This is a genomic window from Aminobacter sp. SR38 (assembly GCF_014843375.1).
GTDB classification, from domain to species: domain Bacteria; phylum Pseudomonadota; class Alphaproteobacteria; order Rhizobiales; family Rhizobiaceae; genus Aminobacter; species Aminobacter ciceronei.
In genome coordinates this window covers 3402279-3419365 of the sequence record NZ_CP062112.1, presented here as the reverse complement: position 1 = coordinate 3419365, position 17087 = coordinate 3402279, and the positions used below count along the sequence as shown (strand labels likewise).

At 56.9% G+C, this 17087-nt stretch carries 12 protein-coding genes and 2 pseudogenes; 8 read left to right on the top strand and 6 right to left on the bottom strand.

Annotated features, from left to right (window positions below; translation table 11 throughout):
* Positions 1–96: 96 nt before the first annotated feature.
* From IG197_RS16705 to IG197_RS16680, 6 genes and pseudogenes are all read left to right on the top strand, one after another.
* The gene (locus IG197_RS16705; RefSeq protein ID WP_192313500.1) at positions 97–1227 is read left to right on the top strand and encodes a sugar phosphate isomerase/epimerase family protein; all 1131 of its coding nucleotides are present in this window, start codon (positions 97–99) and stop codon (positions 1225–1227) included.
* Positions 1228–1383: 156 nt separating this feature from the next.
* Positions 1384–2130: a GntR family transcriptional regulator gene (locus tag IG197_RS16700; RefSeq protein ID WP_192319815.1), complete on the top strand. Its 747-nt coding sequence runs from the start codon at positions 1384–1386 to the stop codon at positions 2128–2130.
* Between the two features lie 557 nt (positions 2131–2687).
* A complete protein-coding gene (locus IG197_RS16695) occupies positions 2688–4865 on the top strand; it encodes a malate synthase G (RefSeq protein WP_192313499.1) in 2178 nt (725 codons plus the stop codon).
* A 358-nt stretch (positions 4866–5223) separates the two neighbouring features.
* The gene (locus IG197_RS16690) at positions 5224–6258 is read left to right on the top strand and encodes an ornithine cyclodeaminase family protein (RefSeq protein ID WP_192313498.1); all 1035 of its coding nucleotides are present in this window, start codon (positions 5224–5226) and stop codon (positions 6256–6258) included.
* 201 nt (positions 6259–6459) lie between these two features.
* A pseudogene (locus IG197_RS16685) lies at positions 6460–7290 on the top strand (IS3 family transposase); the annotation flags it as partial.
* Positions 7291–7805: 515 nt separating this feature from the next.
* Positions 7806–8714 carry a LysR family transcriptional regulator gene (locus IG197_RS16680; protein WP_192313497.1) on the top strand — a complete coding sequence of 303 codons (909 nt, stop codon included), beginning with the start codon at positions 7806–7808 and terminating at the stop codon, positions 8712–8714.
* Here the strand turns inward: IG197_RS16680 and IG197_RS16675 are convergent.
* The 6 genes and pseudogenes from IG197_RS16675 to IG197_RS16650 all read right to left on the bottom strand — a co-directional run.
* Entirely contained in the window at positions 8711–9448 is a 738-nt protein-coding gene (locus IG197_RS16675; RefSeq protein ID WP_192313496.1) for a helix-turn-helix transcriptional regulator, read from the bottom strand. The genes IG197_RS16680 and IG197_RS16675 overlap by 4 nt on opposite strands.
* 91 nt (positions 9449–9539) lie before the next feature.
* Entirely contained in the window at positions 9540–10139 is a 600-nt protein-coding gene (locus IG197_RS16670; protein ID WP_192313495.1) for a HupE/UreJ family protein, read from the bottom strand.
* Between the two features lie 68 nt (positions 10140–10207).
* Positions 10208–11431 (bottom strand): agmatinase family protein, encoded by a 1224-nt coding sequence (locus tag IG197_RS16665; protein WP_192313494.1) that lies wholly within the window; start codon positions 11429–11431, stop codon positions 10208–10210.
* Positions 11432–11796: 365 nt separating this feature from the next.
* Complete coding sequence (locus IG197_RS16660) at positions 11797–13446, bottom strand: APC family permease (RefSeq protein ID WP_192313493.1); 1650 nt, start codon at positions 13444–13446, stop codon at positions 11797–11799.
* Positions 13447–13663: 217 nt separating this feature from the next.
* Positions 13664–14599, bottom strand: coding sequence for a LysR family transcriptional regulator (locus IG197_RS16655; RefSeq protein ID WP_192313492.1), 936 nt, complete (start codon positions 14597–14599; stop codon positions 13664–13666).
* A gap of 150 nt (positions 14600–14749) precedes the next feature.
* Positions 14750–15353: pseudogene (locus IG197_RS16650) on the bottom strand (IS630 family transposase); the annotation flags it as partial.
* A 211-nt stretch (positions 15354–15564) separates the two neighbouring features.
* Between IG197_RS16650 and IG197_RS16645 the strand changes: the two are divergent.
* Positions 15565–15786 (top strand): hypothetical protein, encoded by a 222-nt coding sequence (locus tag IG197_RS16645; RefSeq protein ID WP_192313490.1) that lies wholly within the window; start codon positions 15565–15567, stop codon positions 15784–15786.
* Between the two features lie 520 nt (positions 15787–16306).
* A complete protein-coding gene (locus IG197_RS16640) occupies positions 16307–16528 on the top strand; it encodes a hypothetical protein (RefSeq protein ID WP_192313488.1) in 222 nt (73 codons plus the stop codon).
* Positions 16529–17087: the final 559 nt, after the last annotated feature.

Genomic DNA, 17087 nt, shown 5'->3' with positions numbered 1-17087 from the left:
GCACGCCTTGCGTGCCGCGGCACATCGAAAAACTACACTGCGCTCACCACCATCAGAGATCGCGTTTGAAGATCAGGAAACAGCAAGGAGGCCAAAATGAAACTGGGAATCGATGGACAGAAGTTGCCGGAAGCCAAGAAGCGAGGCCCGCTGGCGAGTCTCGACCACGTCAAGGAGCTTGGCTTGAAGGGCGTCTTCTTCACCACGGTCCTGGACATGAGTCCGAATCTCGATGTCGGCGAGTTGCGCGACATCAGAGCAAAGGCCGACGACCTGGGGCTCTACATCGAGAGTGGCCTTGGCAAGATCAACCCGTATTGCAGCGCCGAGGCGCCGGAACTGCGGGCCGCTGGAGACGGCGACATCATCGCGGGGCTCACGCGGATGATGGAAGCCAGCGCTGCAATTGGCTGTCGTGAGATGTGGGTCTCTCCAGGCAACTTCAAGCCAGCCTACCCGGGCAGACTGGCTGTCGATCGCTTTCGAACCGACGTGACATGGGAAGAGCAACTGCTGGCCATCGAAAGAGTCCTGCAGAAGCTTGCACCTGCCGCGCGTGCAAACGGCGTCCATATGAACATTGAAACCCACGACGAGATCACATCCTTCGAGATCGTGAGGTTGATTGAGAAGGTCGGTGCGGACTGCGTCGGGGTGGTGCTGGACACCGCAAATATGGTGCAGCGCGGCGAACACCCGGTCTTTGCCGCCAAGCGCGTGGCTCCCTATATCAGGCAAACGCACATCAAGGATGCCTATGTCGGACGGGCTCCCGGTGGATTCGATTTCCAGCCCAGGCCTTGCGGTGGCGGGGTTGTCGATTTCGCTTCGATTCTTCCCATTCTCGCGGATGTAAATTCCGAGCTGAACCTGTCGCTCGAAATCGCTCAATCGGTCGAAGACAACCGTCGCCAAGCCAATCCGCGCCAGTGCATCCAGCTCGAAGACCCGATCTGGCGGGCCGGTCATCCCGATCTCACCGCAGAGGAACTGGATGCCTACATTGAGATGGTGGATGCTTACGAGAAACGGGTGGCGTCGGGTGAATGTCCGAGCTGGGAAGAGTTTGAGAGCAGCCACTATGGCTATCCGACTTACGAGATCCAGTCCTACGGCTACAATGAGGCGATCGCGTTCATCAGGCAATCCGCCCAGCACATAGAGAATTTGTGTGCGGAAAAGGGTATCGTCCTCTCCTCCACGGCGACCAAGCAGAAGGCGGCCTGACCTGGAAGTTGCGCCGGCGGCAGCCGCTTCCGGCGCATTCCGGGCACCGCGCGATGGTTCTACAACATTTGCGCAAAAACATTCGTATAGGAGTTGTCTCGAGGCCAAGTTGCCTTGCCCCGAGGCTGGAAGGAGCGGATCTGATTGGAAAAGCTGGTGAAGAGGACCCGCCGTCAAGGCGCCAAGGTAACGCCGAAGGCTAATGGTTCGGTCGAGGCGGCTGAGAACAACGAAGACGTTTCCGAACGCATCCGCGCCACGCTGGCTGCGGCCATTGGCGAGGGCGCACTCAAACCTGGAACCAAGGTTCTCGAAGATGCCATAGCGGACCATTTTCACGTCAGCCGAACCGTCGTTCGTGGCGCGCTCGGCGTACTGGAAAGCGACCATCTTCTAGACAGGCGCAGGAATCGCGGAACCTTCGTGGCCGAACCCAGTATCGAGCAGGCGAAAAGCCTGTTTGAAGCGAGAAGAAAAATCGAGCAAGGCATCCTTGAGCTGGTCGTCGAGCGCGCAACGGAGCAACAGCTGGACGCGCTCAAGAAGTTGACTGACGAAGAAGAGCACATTCACAGCCACAGCGACGAAAAGTCGAAGACCGTCTTATCCGGGAAATTCCACATCGAGTTGGCCCACGCCGCCGGAAATCCGGTTTTGACCGAGGTTCTCGCCAAGATCGTGGCGCGCCTTTCCCTGGTGATGTCCTTGTATGAGGACGAGCGCAAGGATGACTGCGGTGCCGACCATCACCGGATGATCGTTGCCGCATTGAAAGAAAGGGATCTGACCAAGGCGCAACGCCTCATGGATCATCATCTCGCTGATATTCAAGGGCGCGTCCGACTGACCGAGGGCCAAGCCGAGCGACACACCTTCCTGGCAGTTCTGGAGACTTTCTCGTAGCGGTCTTGTCCTGGTCAGCCGGCATCCGCCGCCGGCATGTACCTGCGCAAAGGCACCGAGCATAAGCAACCTCCGGCATCTGCTTCAGGACACTACCGGTATCTGTTTCGAACCAGACTGCCAAAAGTCGGCAGCGCAGCGTAGGCGTACAATATCGCATTCCATGATTACCACAGCCGTAGGCTGGCAGTGACGGCGTCAGACAGCCGCAGCACGATTGGCGGTCTCAAACGCGCGAAAGGCAAAGCACGCCGCGGTCTGGCCCAAATCTGCGGATTTAGCTCGCCGCCAACCAACTGCGCCAACGAGGTCGCCCAGAGCCTCATTATTGTTTACAATGGCATTCTTATTTGTTAACATTGGTTTGTGACTCTTTGGTGAGTGCTGTCGGTCCGCCCGTCCGCAGTGTCTGGCAGGTTTGAAGCCCTATTCATTCGCCAAACCGCATCCTTCCAAAAAAGGGCGGCGCCACGACTCTCGATGAGACAGGGAATGTTCCACACATCCCGACCCATCCGCTGCGAAGCACGGCAATTGCCGACTGATAGGGAAGCATCATGAACGAAACAGTCGAAACCTCAGCCTCGGCTTCGTACCTGGCACGTGGCGACCTGGTTGTCGCATCCGAGCTTGTATCCTTCCTGGAACGGGAGGCGCTTCCCGGCACAGGCATTGATACCCCGACTTTCTGGAATGGGTTTTCTGCGCTGGTGAACGAGTTTGGACCACGCAATGCCGCGCTCTTGCGCCGGCGCGACGACTTGCAGGCCCAGATCGATGCCTGGCACCTCGCCCGGCGCAACCAGCCGCATGACCGGAACGCCTATAAGGCCTTCCTCGTCGAGATTGGATATCTACTGCCCGAGGGCGGCAATTTCACCATCGCGACCGAGAACGTCGACCCCGAGATCGCCTTGGTCGCGGGTCCGCAACTCGTAGTGCCAATCACCAATGCCCGCTTCGCTCTGAATGCCGCCAATGCCCGCTGGGGCAGCCTCTACGACGGTCTGTATGGAACGGACGCAGCAGGCGGACCGCCTCCTGCCAACGGCTACGATCGAGGCCGCGGCGCCCGTGTGGTGGCACGGGCGCGGGTATTCCTGGACGAGGCCTTCCCGCTGCAGGGCGCGAGCCATGCCGATGCACGGCGCTATCACGTTCAAGGGCGCGCGCTCCTGGTCGACGACATGCCTTTGGTCCATCCGGAAAAGTTTGTCGGTTATCGTGGTCATCCACGCGCACCCGCCGCCGTGTTGCTGCGGAACAACGGGCTCCATGTCCAATTGGTCTTCGACCGGACCCATGCAATCGGCAGCCGCGACCAGGCTGGGCTCGCCGACATACGATTGGAAAGCGCCCTCTCGGCGATCATGGACTGTGAGGATTCCGTTGCCTGCGTCGATGCCGACGACAAGGTTGTGGCCTATCGTAACTGGCTGGGGCTGATGCAGGGCAACCTGGCAGAAACCTTCCGCAAGGATGGCGCCGAGTTGACGCGGCAGTTGACCCCCGACCTGGCCTTCACCGCGGCCAACGGCGGCGAGATTTCGCTCAAGGGTCGCGCATTGATGCTGGTGCGCAATGTTGGGCATCTCATGACCAACCCGGCCATCCTCGAGCGCAATGGCAGCGAGGTTTTCGAAGGCCTGATGGATGCGATGGTGACCACGCTTATTGCGATGCATGACCTCAAGAAGTCCGACGGTCTGCGCAACTCGGTCGCGGGTTCGGTCTATGTCGTCAAGCCGAAGATGCACGGTCCCGACGAGGTCGCTTTCGCCGACGAGGTTTTCACATATGTTGAGGCGGTGCTCGGCCTGCCAAGGTACACCGTCAAGCTGGGCGTGATGGACGAAGAGCGGCGCACGAGCGTCAATCTCAAGGAATGCATCCGAGCGGCGAAGCACCGCATCGTCTTCATCAACACCGGCTTCCTTGACCGTACTGGCGACGAGATTCATACCTCGATGCAGGCTGGACCGTTTAGTCGAAAGGACTTCATCAAGCGCAAAAGCTGGATCACCGCCTACGAGGACCAGAACGTCGACATTGGCCTGGAATGCGGTCTCTCCGGCCGAGCGCAGATCGGCAAGGGCATGTGGGCGGTACCGGACCGCATGGCTGCGATGATGGACGCCAAGATCGAACATCCCAAGGCCGGAGCCAATTGCGCTTGGGTACCAAGCCCGACGGCGGCGACGCTGCATGCCCTGCACTACCACAAGGTCGACGTCTTTGCGGTCCAGGCCGCGCTCGCTAAAGGCGGCAGGCGTGCCTATGTCGAGTCGATCCTCGAAATCCCAATAGCCAGCTACCGCAAGTGGACGCCCGAACAGATCCGCCGCGAAGTCGAAAACAACGCGCAGGGAATCCTCGGCTATGTCGTGCGCTGGATCTATCAGGGCGTCGGCTGCTCGAAAGTACCCGATATCAACGACGTCGGCCTCATGGAGGATCGCGCGACATGCCGCATCTCGGCGCAACACATCGCCAATTGGCTTCACCACGGCATCGTGAATGAAGGCGAGCTCATGCAAATCATGCGCCGCATGGCCGAGGTCGTCGACCACCAGAATGCCGGCGATCCATCCTACCGCCCCATGGCTCCTGGGTTCGACGGAACGGCATTCGGTGCGGCTTGCGACTTGGCGTTCGAGGGTCGTTTGCAACCATCGGGTTACACCGAACCGATCCTTCATGCACGCCGGCGCAAATTCAAGGCTGCTCAAGCCTAACGCGTCTCACTGCAACTTTCGACGACGACCAACAAATCATCAATGACACGGCACTCGGAGGGCCGATCGAAACGCTGCCCAGCTTGGTGCTAGGCAGTGCTTTCACCTGCGAACAGCGCGTTTGCATCGGAAAAGCTTCTTCGCCGCGCTATGCAACGAAGCTCATAAGTTTCTGCCTGTCGCAATTGCGATCTCCAATCCTACGTTGCGGCAAACCGTCGAGCAGACGACAAGAAGGCTTCACATCAGCCCCGCGAATTGTGAACAACTATAGTTGACATTGTAAACAAAATATAGGACATTCGAACAAGGCGAACGATGAGAGTTCGCAACATCCGCAGAGTGAGTGAGGACGCCGATGGAAATCAACAAGACTACCGGTCACCACCTGAGCCCGCGCACGACCCTCGTGCTAACTCGGTCCGAAGTTGAAGGCTTGGTGACCCAAGCCGAGGTCATCGAGGCAGTGGAAGCAGCACATGCCGATATGTCCAACGGCGCAGCCGAACAACCGGCGGCGGTAGCGATGAAGCTGCCTTCCGGCACAGCGGCCTTCCTGGCGATGCCCGCGCTCGCCGATCGCCAGGGCCTCGCAGTGGTCAAGTTGCTCGCCGACATCCCCGAAAACTCGACGCGCAACCTTCCCATGCAGCGTTCGATGGCGCTGCTGGTTTCACAAGAGACGGGCGCTCCGATCGCGATCTTCCATGGCCAGATTCCAACCCGTATTAGAACAGCTTCAGCCAGCGCCGTAGCCACGAAGCATTTGTCGCGCGTTGACAGTCGTGTATTGGGGCTGGTCGGCGCTGGCGAACTTGCCATTGAGCATGTGCGGGCTATCCGTGAAATCCGGCCGATTGAACGCGTGGTGGTGTGGTCGCGTACCGCCGCCACCATCGCCCGCTTCATCGAACGGGTCGAGCAGAGTTTCCCAGACCTTGTGCTGGAAGGCGCTGCTTCGCCGCAGGATGTTTTTGCCCAGTCCGACATCGTTTGTACGCTGACCCCATCGCGCGACGCTTATGTCGAGGGAGCCTGGTTCAGGCCGGGCCAGCACATCAACGCGGTCGGCGCGCCGCCGCGCCCCGACCATCGGGAGATCGACTCTGCTGGCATGGCAAAAGCGCGGGTTTTCCTCGATAGCGTTCCCATGGCCATGCACGACTCGGGAGACCTGCTACTTGCAATTGCCGACGGCGCGATTAGCCTGGATCAGGCCTTGCCTGAGATCGGCGACGTCATCACCGGCAAGTCCTCGGGGCGGACTTCCGCCGACGACATCACCCTGTTCAACTCCACGGGTCTCGCCATCCAGGATCTGGCGATTGGCAACCTTCTTGTCAGAAGGGCCCGAGAGAAAGGCGTCGGCAGAGAAATAGACTTCGCAGCATAATACTAAATTTTGTAGTTTTCACGAAGTCTACGCTGCATAAAATCCTTCGACATAAATACGCCACGACTGAAATACGTAAAGTTCATACCGCTCTTGATGGTGCATGCTAGATCCTCGCCTCCTTCGCGCGTTCATGACTATCGCCGACGTCGGCATGTAGTCCCCACCAAGTTGCGGGGCTGGGTTACGGCGGCGGGCGAGAAAGTGCTTGAGACGGAGAACTCGCGGCTTCGGCGCGCCGTCTCCGACCATGACGCTGGACAAGATGATCCTGGCGGAAGCTGCGCGGGGAAACTTCTACGCCCCGCACGTCGCCGTGCCTGTGTGGATCATGTTGTGGCCGAGTTTGGCGTCCGCGAACGACGGGCGTGCCGGGTTCTGGGTCAGCATCGATCCACGCAGCGCAAGGTTCCGACGACACCGGATGATGAAGCGGCCTTGACCGCCGACATCCTTGCGCTCGCTATCCAATATGGCCGCTACGGGTATCGCCGCATCACTATGATGCTGCATCGCGCGGGTTGGGTGGTGAACGTCAAACAGGTCGAACGGATCTGGCTGTGTGAGGGGCCGAAGGTTCCGCAGAAGCAACCCAAACGCGGACGTCTCTGGCTGAATGACGGTTCCTGCATCCAGCTGCGGCCGGAGTATCCCAACCATGTCTGGTCCTACGACTTCGTCGAGGATCGAACCCACAACGGCAGAAAGTTCCGCATGCTCAACGTGATCGACGAGTTCACAAGGGAGTGCATCGCCATCAGGGTGAGCCGGAAGCTGAGGCTGTCGACGTGATCGACGTTCTGTTCGACCTGTTCATCCTGCGTGGCATCCCGGCCACATTCGTTCCGACAACGGCCCGGAATTCATCGCCAAGTCATCGACGGCTGGCGGCAGCACTACAATACGGTGCGACCGCATTCATCGCTGGGCTACAAACCGCCCGCGCCAGAAGCAATCCTGGGCCGGCTACGCAGCCCGGACCAGCTTCGCCGGCCCACACCGGCCGTGGCGTCAAGACCCGTCCTGCACTAACATTGAACTCGGACCATCTGATGGGGGCCGGCCACGCCCTCTGAGGGTAAAAACTATGCCGAGTGTCAACGATCGGCCCCTGCAGCGCCTGTTTCGCCAATGCTGCCGCGGCTAGCAAGGAGGCTTTGGTCATTTCGTAATATCTGACGACTGCTCGATTTTCACCAGGACGCGCGCTTCGGGATCGTCCGGGCGCGCTGTCACGTAGCTTCCTGCCGGTCAGCAGCAGTTGTAGCCGAACGGCAAGCGCGATCGACTGGGCAATCCTGACCTTGGATCTAAAGTCGACGCGCCCTCACCGCAAAGAGCCAGTACAAGATGCTTCTTATCCGCCGCATATGCCGGTAGACATCTCTCGAGTTCATCCGTCTTTTCTCCTTTTTTGTCTTGTCCCGGCCAGATTCTTGGTCTTGCCCGAGGCAGGCTTGGCGTTACGAATAAGAGTGTTATATTTAGCCGCACGACCATCGCAGCTATGCAATGCCGGATTGCATGTCGCCGGAGCCAAAGTCTTCATGACGTCAATTGATGATTTCGCCCGTGACCTCGATTGGAATTTGCTGAAGATATTCCACGAGATCGTGCAGGCCGGTGGAGTAACAAAGGCAACGGACCGTATTCTTCTGAAGCAATCCGCCATAAGCCTCGCACTCCAGCGTCTCGAAGGGCGGATCGGGACTGTCCTTTGCAGGCGTGGCTCGGCAGGTTTCGAGCTGACGGCTGAAGGGATATTATTGGCCGAACTCTGCGCTCCTATGATGCGTGCGGTTCGCGAAATTCCAAGCCTTGCCAGTGAATCGTCGACCGAAATCCATGGGAATCTGTCGATTGGGCTGATTAGCAACTTCGTCAGTGGAGCCTTGGACATAGCGATAGCCCTCTTTCACACCAGGTTTCCGAACGTGGAGCTTGTTGTCTCGACGATGGCCTCGGCTCACGTAGCGGGCTCCGTCATGCGCAGTGAGATCGACATCGGGGTGGCTCCTTCCAGAATCATGCGCCCGGAACTCAGATACCGTTTTCTTTCGAATGAGCTTCACCGGCCGTATTGCGGAATTCATCATCGGCTGTTCGGTGAAAAGTTCGACGACCCGTTGGCTCTCGCGGATGAGCGTTTCATACTTACTGGTAGCGATGAGCCCGATGAATTGCGCGCGTTCCGGCTGCAATACGGGCTCGGCCAAAAAATATCCGCCGTCAGCGAACATCTCGAGGAGGCAAGGCGGTTTGCACTTCTCGGAATAGGGCTTTGCTTTTTGCCGGAGAGCTATGCGTCGGCGGATGAAGCAAATCGAAGATTGTGGCCTTTGCTTCCACGTCAAATGGCTCCATCCGTCGGCGTTTATGTCATTGACAAGCCGAGTTTCCCGGAGCTTGCACGGCGCGACAGGCTCCGTGAGGATTTTATCGCCTGCCTCAGTTAACGGCGTCGACATTTTGATCGCCGTCCGTCAGTCGCCTGCCAGGCGGCGCGGTAGGAAATCACCGAGAGAAGTCGAATTGGCATTGTTATCAGCTCGCACGGGCCGTGCGGTGCACTGGCGTCGAAGAACAGACTATCCCCCGGTTTCATCCGGTAGAGGTTGCTGTCGTGCCGATAGAGTATCTCGCCTTCGAGCATGTAGAGCAGTTCCAGACCGTCATGATGCAACACAGGCAGTTCATCCAAAGGTTGCGAGAGGCTTACCAGATAGGGTTCGACCACCACACCGGCTGTGTTGGAGCCTATATAACCAAGCAGATCATAGTGGTGGCCAGTTCGGGTGCCACGCCGTTCGACATTCAGCCCTTGGCCGGCCTTGACGAAGACAGCATTGTAGTTTTCTTCGTAGCGTCGAAACAAGGCCGTCGGCGACACTCCAAGCGCGGACGACAGTGCCTGCAGCGTATCGAGCGAAGGCGAAATACTGCCATGCTCCACTTTTGAAAGCATGCCGATCGATATGCCTGCTGCTGACGCCAATTCGGTGGCACTCAGGCCGTAACGGCTACGGATCGCGCGGATCTCACGACCAATTGCAGCCTGCAGGCGCTCGCCTTCATCAATATGATTTTTGCCAGCGTCATGGCGGTCGACGAAGGCGTTCGTATGCTCTATTGACAGCCGCTGGGGTAGTATGTCGGCCGACTGCTCCACTGAACCGGATAGGTCAGTCATCCAAGACTCCTTCGCAAAGCGCCAGTTTGGCAAACGAAAAGACGGTGTTTGCGGTCAAGAGGCGTCCCAATGGGACGCCTCTTGGTTGGGGTCAGAGGATGCCGGAGAGAATGGCCACCCCAGCGAGCGCACCGACGCCGCCCAAACATCTGACAATGGATGTGCCCCTCATTTTGGTGGCGCGGTCGAGCAGAAGGCCACCAACAAGGCCCAGTGTGTGCAGCAATGCTGTGGCGGCCATGAAACCAGCCGCATAGGTCAGACCTCCGGCGCTTTCCGGCATCTCCGCACCATGCGCATAGCCATGGAAAATTGCGAAGAAGCCAACCAACCCCATTACTGCGGCTACCGGTACACTGAGACCAAAGGCGACTATCGCTCCAAGCACGACAATTGAGGCTGCGGTTCCCAGTTCGACGAAGGGCAGGCCTGCGCCGGCAAAACCGGTCCAGCCGCCGAGGGCCATGACGCCAACAAAGCTGGCGGGAACGAGCCAGAGCGCCCGACCGCCGAGCTGTGCCGCAAGGACTCCAACCAACGTCATCGCCAATACGTGGTCGAGACCACCCAGTGGATGGGCAAAACCGCCGGAAAAGCCATGAATCTCACCGTGTCCTGGATGAGCCATCGCCAAAGTGGGGAGAGTAACGACTGCTGCAGTCAGCAGCGTGCGAATGCTGTATTTAGACATGAACCACCTGCTCTTCCGTTCGAATTATCGATGTGGTCTTGAGAAAAAGGCTGCAAGCGACGCCATACTCAGCCGACCCGCGCCTTGTCGCGATGGCCAAGTTTGCCGTTCGCGATCAGCGTGCCCAAAGTGTCGAGAACAACTCTGCAGGCAAGTTGGGCTGTATTATCATTAACGTCATAGGGCGGCGAAACTTCAACCACCTCCATCCCGCACAGTCCCTCGGCCGCGATCGTCCGAATTATCTCGAAGGCTTCGCGAGGCATCAAACCACCCGGCTCCGGCGAGCCTGTTCCGGGTGCAAAGCCTGGGTCGATCGAGTCGATATCGAAGGAAAGATATACCGCCTTACACCCTTCCCAAGCCATCTCAAGGGCCATTTCGGCCACCTTTTTTGCTCCGTGCTTCTCCAGGTCGAACATCGTCATGACACTGGTGCCACGCCTCTGGGCAACCGCACTGCCTGGACGGTTCCCGTACCATCCACCGATGCCGAGCTGGACTAGGTTCTTGGGATGACAGTTTGGCAAGCCAACATCATGCATGTGGCTATGATCGCGGTGTGATATCTCGCGCCCCTCATGTGTAGTCCAGAACCAGGGCGTGGTGTGCATCCGCTCATCCATATCCTTCTCCTGGATATCGATGTGCCGGTCGATGTGAATGATGCCGACATTGCCGTCGATGTGCGGAGCGATCCCGCGGACATTGGGGAAGCCGAGGCTGTGATCGCCTCCGCAGATGATTGGGAAGACGCCAGACGTATAGATGTGCGATACGGCCTTAGTGACTTGATCGAAAGTCTTTTCGATGTTGCCAGGAATGACAAAGATGTCGCCGGCATCGCAGAGGTCCAACTCCTCATAGATGTCAACGCCGCCATCGAACCAGTAACCGTCATAGAGAGCGGAGATCCTCCGAACGGCCTGGGGCCCAAACCGGGTGCCTGGTCGATAAGTGGTCGCAGAATCGAACGGCGCGCCGACGAATGCGGCTTCGTATTGGCCAATCTTGCGGATGTCCTCGCAATAGGGGACTTTCATGAAAGTATTGATGCCGGCGAAGGCAGGCTGGTGGCCGCGGCTGAACAGCGAGATGCTGCGGTCGACCACTGACGATGCCGCCTCCAGACCCAACTCAAGCGACCGGGCAGTCTCCTCTTCCTGCTTCTTTTGAGAGATGCGCGAAAGTCGATCAAGTGCCTGCCTGCCATCCGTCGAGTTTCTTATTTCCTCGGCATGAGAGTGGCTTTGGTCGCCGCTGTGGTGATGATCGTGAGGTCCATTTCCCATTGCTTATTCCTAAGTTTGATAGATCGTTCCAAAGGTGTCTTTTGTTGAACTCACACCGAGTTATTCGATATGTCGGATACTCGCTGCACAAGACCAAATTGCCAAACCATCTACATATTAGGTTGCAATTCAGAAGGTCTATTCAAGGAATTATCCAATAATTAGACCTCATCAAAAAGGATATTTCATGCTACTCTTAGATCAACGACCTACTTTTCAATGAGCAACATTGACCAGGTCAATCCGCAACCACATGTCTAGGCACCGGACAGCTGACGTAAACCACCATCCCCACCGGGAGCAGGTCCCGGCGGGGTCGACAGCTTCTCTAGCAAGCGGCGTCGATGGCGCTGCTATTGAAGCACTTACATTTGATAGGTGGCGAGCAGATGCCCGATGTAGATCGTCAAACCACCAGTGACGAGGACGACATAGGGCAAATTCCCCGCGCGTTTTTTCATCGGCACGTCGCCCTCCATCAGATCTGCTTGCATCCACTCAGGAAATTTTCCGCGATCGGTCACGTAATGACGGAACAGGAAGATCGGGATAATGCCGGCGGTGATCGCAAGGCTAGCGAACAGGGCTCGTTCGCCCCAGAAGTCGGCCCCCCATCCCATGATCAGCAGGTTGAGATAACCACAGATCCCGCCAACCCAAAGCAGCCAGTTGGGACAGCGATACGGCCTTGGGGCTTCTGGCCTATCTATCCGATGCAGCCATCCGGCCTGCAGGTTGAGGAACACGAAGATCATGTAGGTGGTGTTGGCGAGCACAATGAGGAACACATAGTCCGACAACATGAGCAGGAAAGCATTGAAGACCAGATCGGTCCACATGGCGGCGACGGGTGCGCCGTGGCTATTGAGCCTGGACAGATATTTCGGCAGCCAGCCGTCATGCGAACCTTGATAGAGTGTGCGCGATGACCCTGCCATTGCAGTCATGATGACTAAGCAAACCGACAGGATCAGCATCGTCATGATGATATTGGCCAGCACGGGGCCGGCCCCCACCATTTGCGCCATCACCCGGCCAACACCGGTGCCGTCATAGATGCCAGGGTCGAGCATTCCGTCCAGGCCGAGATAGCCTTGGAACGCGATCGGCACGACAGTGTAGAACAGGATGCACAGCAATCCGGAATAGACCAGCGCACGCACTGTATCATATCCGGGATTCTTGAACTCGCGGACATAACAGACCGCCGTTTCAAACGGATAGGTGGACCAAGCAGCCAGCAGCAAGCCCGCTGCGAACGTCGTATAGCCAACCATGTTCCAAGTGCCAGCAGTAGGCTGTCCCAACGCATCCTGCGTGAGTGGAACAAAAGGCATAAAATTGCTCGAATGCACATCGCCTGTGAAGACTGGAACAATGCCGATAAGGAAGAGCGGCACCAGAACTGCCACGGCCACGGCCATCTGCACCTTTGCGGCCTTCAGGACACCACGATGCTGGATCGCAAACACCGTCAGCATCAGAAGCATGCCAAGCAGGAAAGTCGAGTTGATGCGCAGGTGAAGGCCCGATTTGATGTAGCTCAGATCTAGCAATGTGATTGACCATGTGCGTATCGCGGCGTCAGCCGGAAACAGCATCTGCAAAACATAGCCGGCCGCGAGGCCCGATCCTACTGCCAAGACAGGAGACCAGGAGAACCAATTGGTCCAGACCGAAATCGGTCCAAGCATCTTACCGTACCGCACCCATGCCATGGCGCCATAGACCGACGCGCCGCCCGACTTGTTCGGAAACAAGCCCGATATCTCCGCGTAGGTGAAGCATTGGATGAAGCCAATGAACATAGAAACAATCCACACCAGCGGAGAAATGTTGCCCATAGCCGAGGCAACGGCCCCGATGGAAAAGAGCACGAGGACGGGGGTTCCGGCGGCAAACCAGAAGGCATGCGTCCAATCGAGTGTACGCTGAAGGGAAAATGATGGCGCTTCATGTGTGGCTATGAGCGCCGGCGTTCGGGGTATTGAGAATTCCTGCGTTCCGGCTTCCATGCGGGTTCTCCTCCACTATGAGTCATTGATGACCCTGCTTTTTGCCCATTGAGAACACATGGAGGGCGACGAGAAACCTACCTCGTAGCTATTTTGTACATTGACGACACCAATGTTCGCCGACCGGCGACTCGCGCCGTCGTATTAGAGTTTTACGATAATGTAATTCACATATTGCTAACGTATATTATAGACGACTTGCCGCTGAACAAAACTATTATGGAATAATATCATTCGTGATTTCTACAGACTTCTCAATGAACGCATCTATTGCGGTCCGCTTCTGTGAATGAATGTTGCTGATGACGTATATATCGCACGATAGCGCCTCGGTCTGACCTAATAATGGCCAAAGCAAACCATCGTCAACATCGGCAGCGACAAACTGCACGGGAAGGATGCACACTCCAACGCCTGCAACGGTCAGACGCCTTGCTTCCTCAAGATTTGGAGTTCTTGCTGTTACCTTTTGTCCCAGGCGATGCCTAAGGCGGAAACTTGTAAGTGAATCCGGCTCATCGGAGCCAGTTAGGATGAACGCTTCATCACTGAGAGTAATCGGCTCTGGCAACTTGTTAAAAAGATGATGTTGTTTTCCACAATATATATTGTGATACTCCCTCGTCAGAAAATCATATCTGAGATCGCTATGCCTATACAATATTGGTGATATTCCGATATCATAATCATTATTTACCAAGCATGTTGCTATCGCACTCCAAGTACGTACTTCAAGAGTTATTAAAACTTCTGGATACTCCGAGTTATATTTTATAAAAATTCTGTCCATTACATCACTTGCAAAATTACTGATGATAGCAACATCAAGTTTGCCAGAGATATTGCATCCTGAGTTGTTAATAGTATACTTGGCCTGCTCTATACCTTCGTGAATATGCTTTACACAATCATACAAGATTCTCCCCTCATCAGTGAGTTCAAATCCTACGCGCCCCCGCTGGCAAAGCCTGCTGCCGACGACAGCTTCGAGACGTTTCAGAGCCAGGCTGATGGTGGATTGTTTGTGCCATCCAACATTGGCAGCAGCGGTGATGCCATTAGCCTCGACTATGTCATGGAATGTCTTTAGTAGGTTCCAGTCTAGCCGCTGGCTGAATTGCTGCATGCGGCGTGTAAGTTCGTCATTCGGCATCTGCGACCACTTCCTGACTTCGATATTCTTCCAAGGCGCCGTGCTGCGCGCTGCTTTTTGCCAGCCAATCTATTGATCCCGAAGAAGCGTACCATAACTCACCTCACCAGCGGCATGATCGGGAACGCAATTTCGTCAACTCCGATCACCCTAGTGGACTGACTCTAACGTTTGGAACCCTCTTGCGCGTGCCGCGATGATTTCGTCGGGGTCGGCCCGCCATACCAATGGCTTGGGGATCGGTTGTGCTCGGCAACGAAGCGGTTGATTGCGGCCTGGAGTTCCGTGACGGAGCAAAACACGCCGTGCTTGAGCCGCCTGCGGGAAAGCTTGGCGAAGAAGCCCTCGACGGCGTTCAGCCAAGAGCTTGATGTTGGAGTGAAGTGGAAGGTCCAACGCGGATGACGCGCCAGCCAGCGCCGCACTTCTGGAGTTTTATGTGCGGCGTAGTTGTCAAGAATCGCGTGGACGAGCCGGCCGGGATCTCGCCCTCCAGGGCGTTGAGCAAGCGAATAAACTCCTGATGTCGATGGCGCTGCATGTTCCTCCCGAACACCGTTCCTTCGAGCACGTCGAGCGCCGCAAAAAGCGTGGTCGTGCCGTGGCTCTTGTAGTCATGGGTCATGGTCGCTCCGCGCCCCTTCTTCATCGGCAGGCCCGGCTGCGCCCTGTCGATCGCCTGGATCTGGCTCTTTTCGTCGACGCTGAGCACTACGGCACGCGCCGGAGGGCTGACGTAGAGCTCAACGGCATCAGCAGGCACTGCACTTAGGAACCAAGAAACCATCGCGGCAGTTGAGTTCGGCACCGGGCTTCCTCTCTGATTGGCAGAAAGGAAGGCACATGCGACAAATTGCGTCCAGCGAATGAGGGCGTGCCATGCATCCAATCCAATCGGAAGACGGTGAGAGCCGTGAGTTTTTTGTCATTCCCCCAGCGGGTGAGGGTTTGACCAGAACCGGCCTATGATGCTCAGCGAGCTTGAGCGCCGCTTTCCCGATCTGAAATTCACGATGAATGCGGATGCGTCAGAGCGGGACGATAAAGCCTTCAAGCTCATGCCGATACTTGGTGTTGCAGACAGCGAGTATCCAGTGCTCCAATGGCCGGATGCGAATATCATCGCAGATGTGCTGAGTTGCTTGGCAGACTTCATCGTACAGGAGAAAGCATCTCGCCTTCACTGAAACAGGAAAGGGACCATCATGTCGAGAAGTCGAGAACGGGCCATATCCCACGATATGGTCTGAGGTGTCTGAAGCTGCGATAGTCTTCAAGCTCCAGATCATCATCTCCATGGCCGACGCCATCGGATGTCGGGAAGATCGCTCATAGTGGGTCGTCTTCGCTGTGTCTCGCTCTATGGTAACCTAGCTTGGGCTCTGCCCACCGGGCCGGGGGGGGGAGCGCTCATGGCCGAGCAACCGAGAAACATTCGTCACGGTGACAGGATCACCCTCGAAGTCGAGGTCATCAATAGACGGGCGCATCACGTTTCGCCTCTACGGCTACGACAGCCAGATTACGATCCCGGGGGTCGCCCAACATCGTGGGTCTAGACCCGCTATAACTATGCTAAGATACACAAAGCTCGAATTGCCGTCGAGCTTAGCGCCCGCCACTGCCCAATACACACCCAACCGGTGGCGGGCGCGCCATGGCAGATTGGCAACGACGCCGTTTGCAGAATACCTTCGAGACATCGCCATGAACGCGCCGCGATATTTGAATCACCAGCTCGAATGCCCGTATTGTTTGACGATCCGGCTGAGGATACCCGAGGAGGCGCAGCCCGGCACACCCATCGCCTGCGATGATTGCGGCGAATATCTTGGCACCTGGGACGAGATACAAACGGATCTGGAGAGCCAAGGCGGGACACATGGAGTCTTCGTGCTTGAGAAGGGACGCATTCGTAAGATTGTCTAGGGTGCTTCCTCGTCCCTCTGGTGCGATACGCCCCACCGGACTGCCTGGACCGCGCGATTCACATGGCTTTCCGCTACCGAAAGCAGAACATCCGCTTCTTCAAGCAGACTGCGGGAGCGTGATCGGCCAATATGTATTCGAAGGGCGCGCAGTTCAGCGCGGATCAACTCGATATCGGATAGCTGCTCATTCGCCATTGACGGCCGCCAAAGCCTATAGGTGCAGCACAATTCCTGGAAACTCGGATAGTTCCGTTGATTGGCGCCAAAATTTGGGCGGCTCGCTGCCAAAGGCCTGGCTAGCGGAAGAATACCTAGTCGGAATTGTTAGGCAGGCATCCAAACGCCCGAAGTTAAAGCGTCGAATGATCGATTTTTTGCGTCCCTGCAGGCCTCGACGAGCATTGCCTGCTGGTCTTGCTGGATCGATTCGCGATCATCACCATCTCGCAGCCGGGGACAGATCTACGTAAGCTCGACTTTTGGCTGCAATCTTTGCGGCTTAGTCAGAGAACGTAAGAGCTTGCAAAGTTCGTAAAGGTCAACTTCAAAGGCCTGAG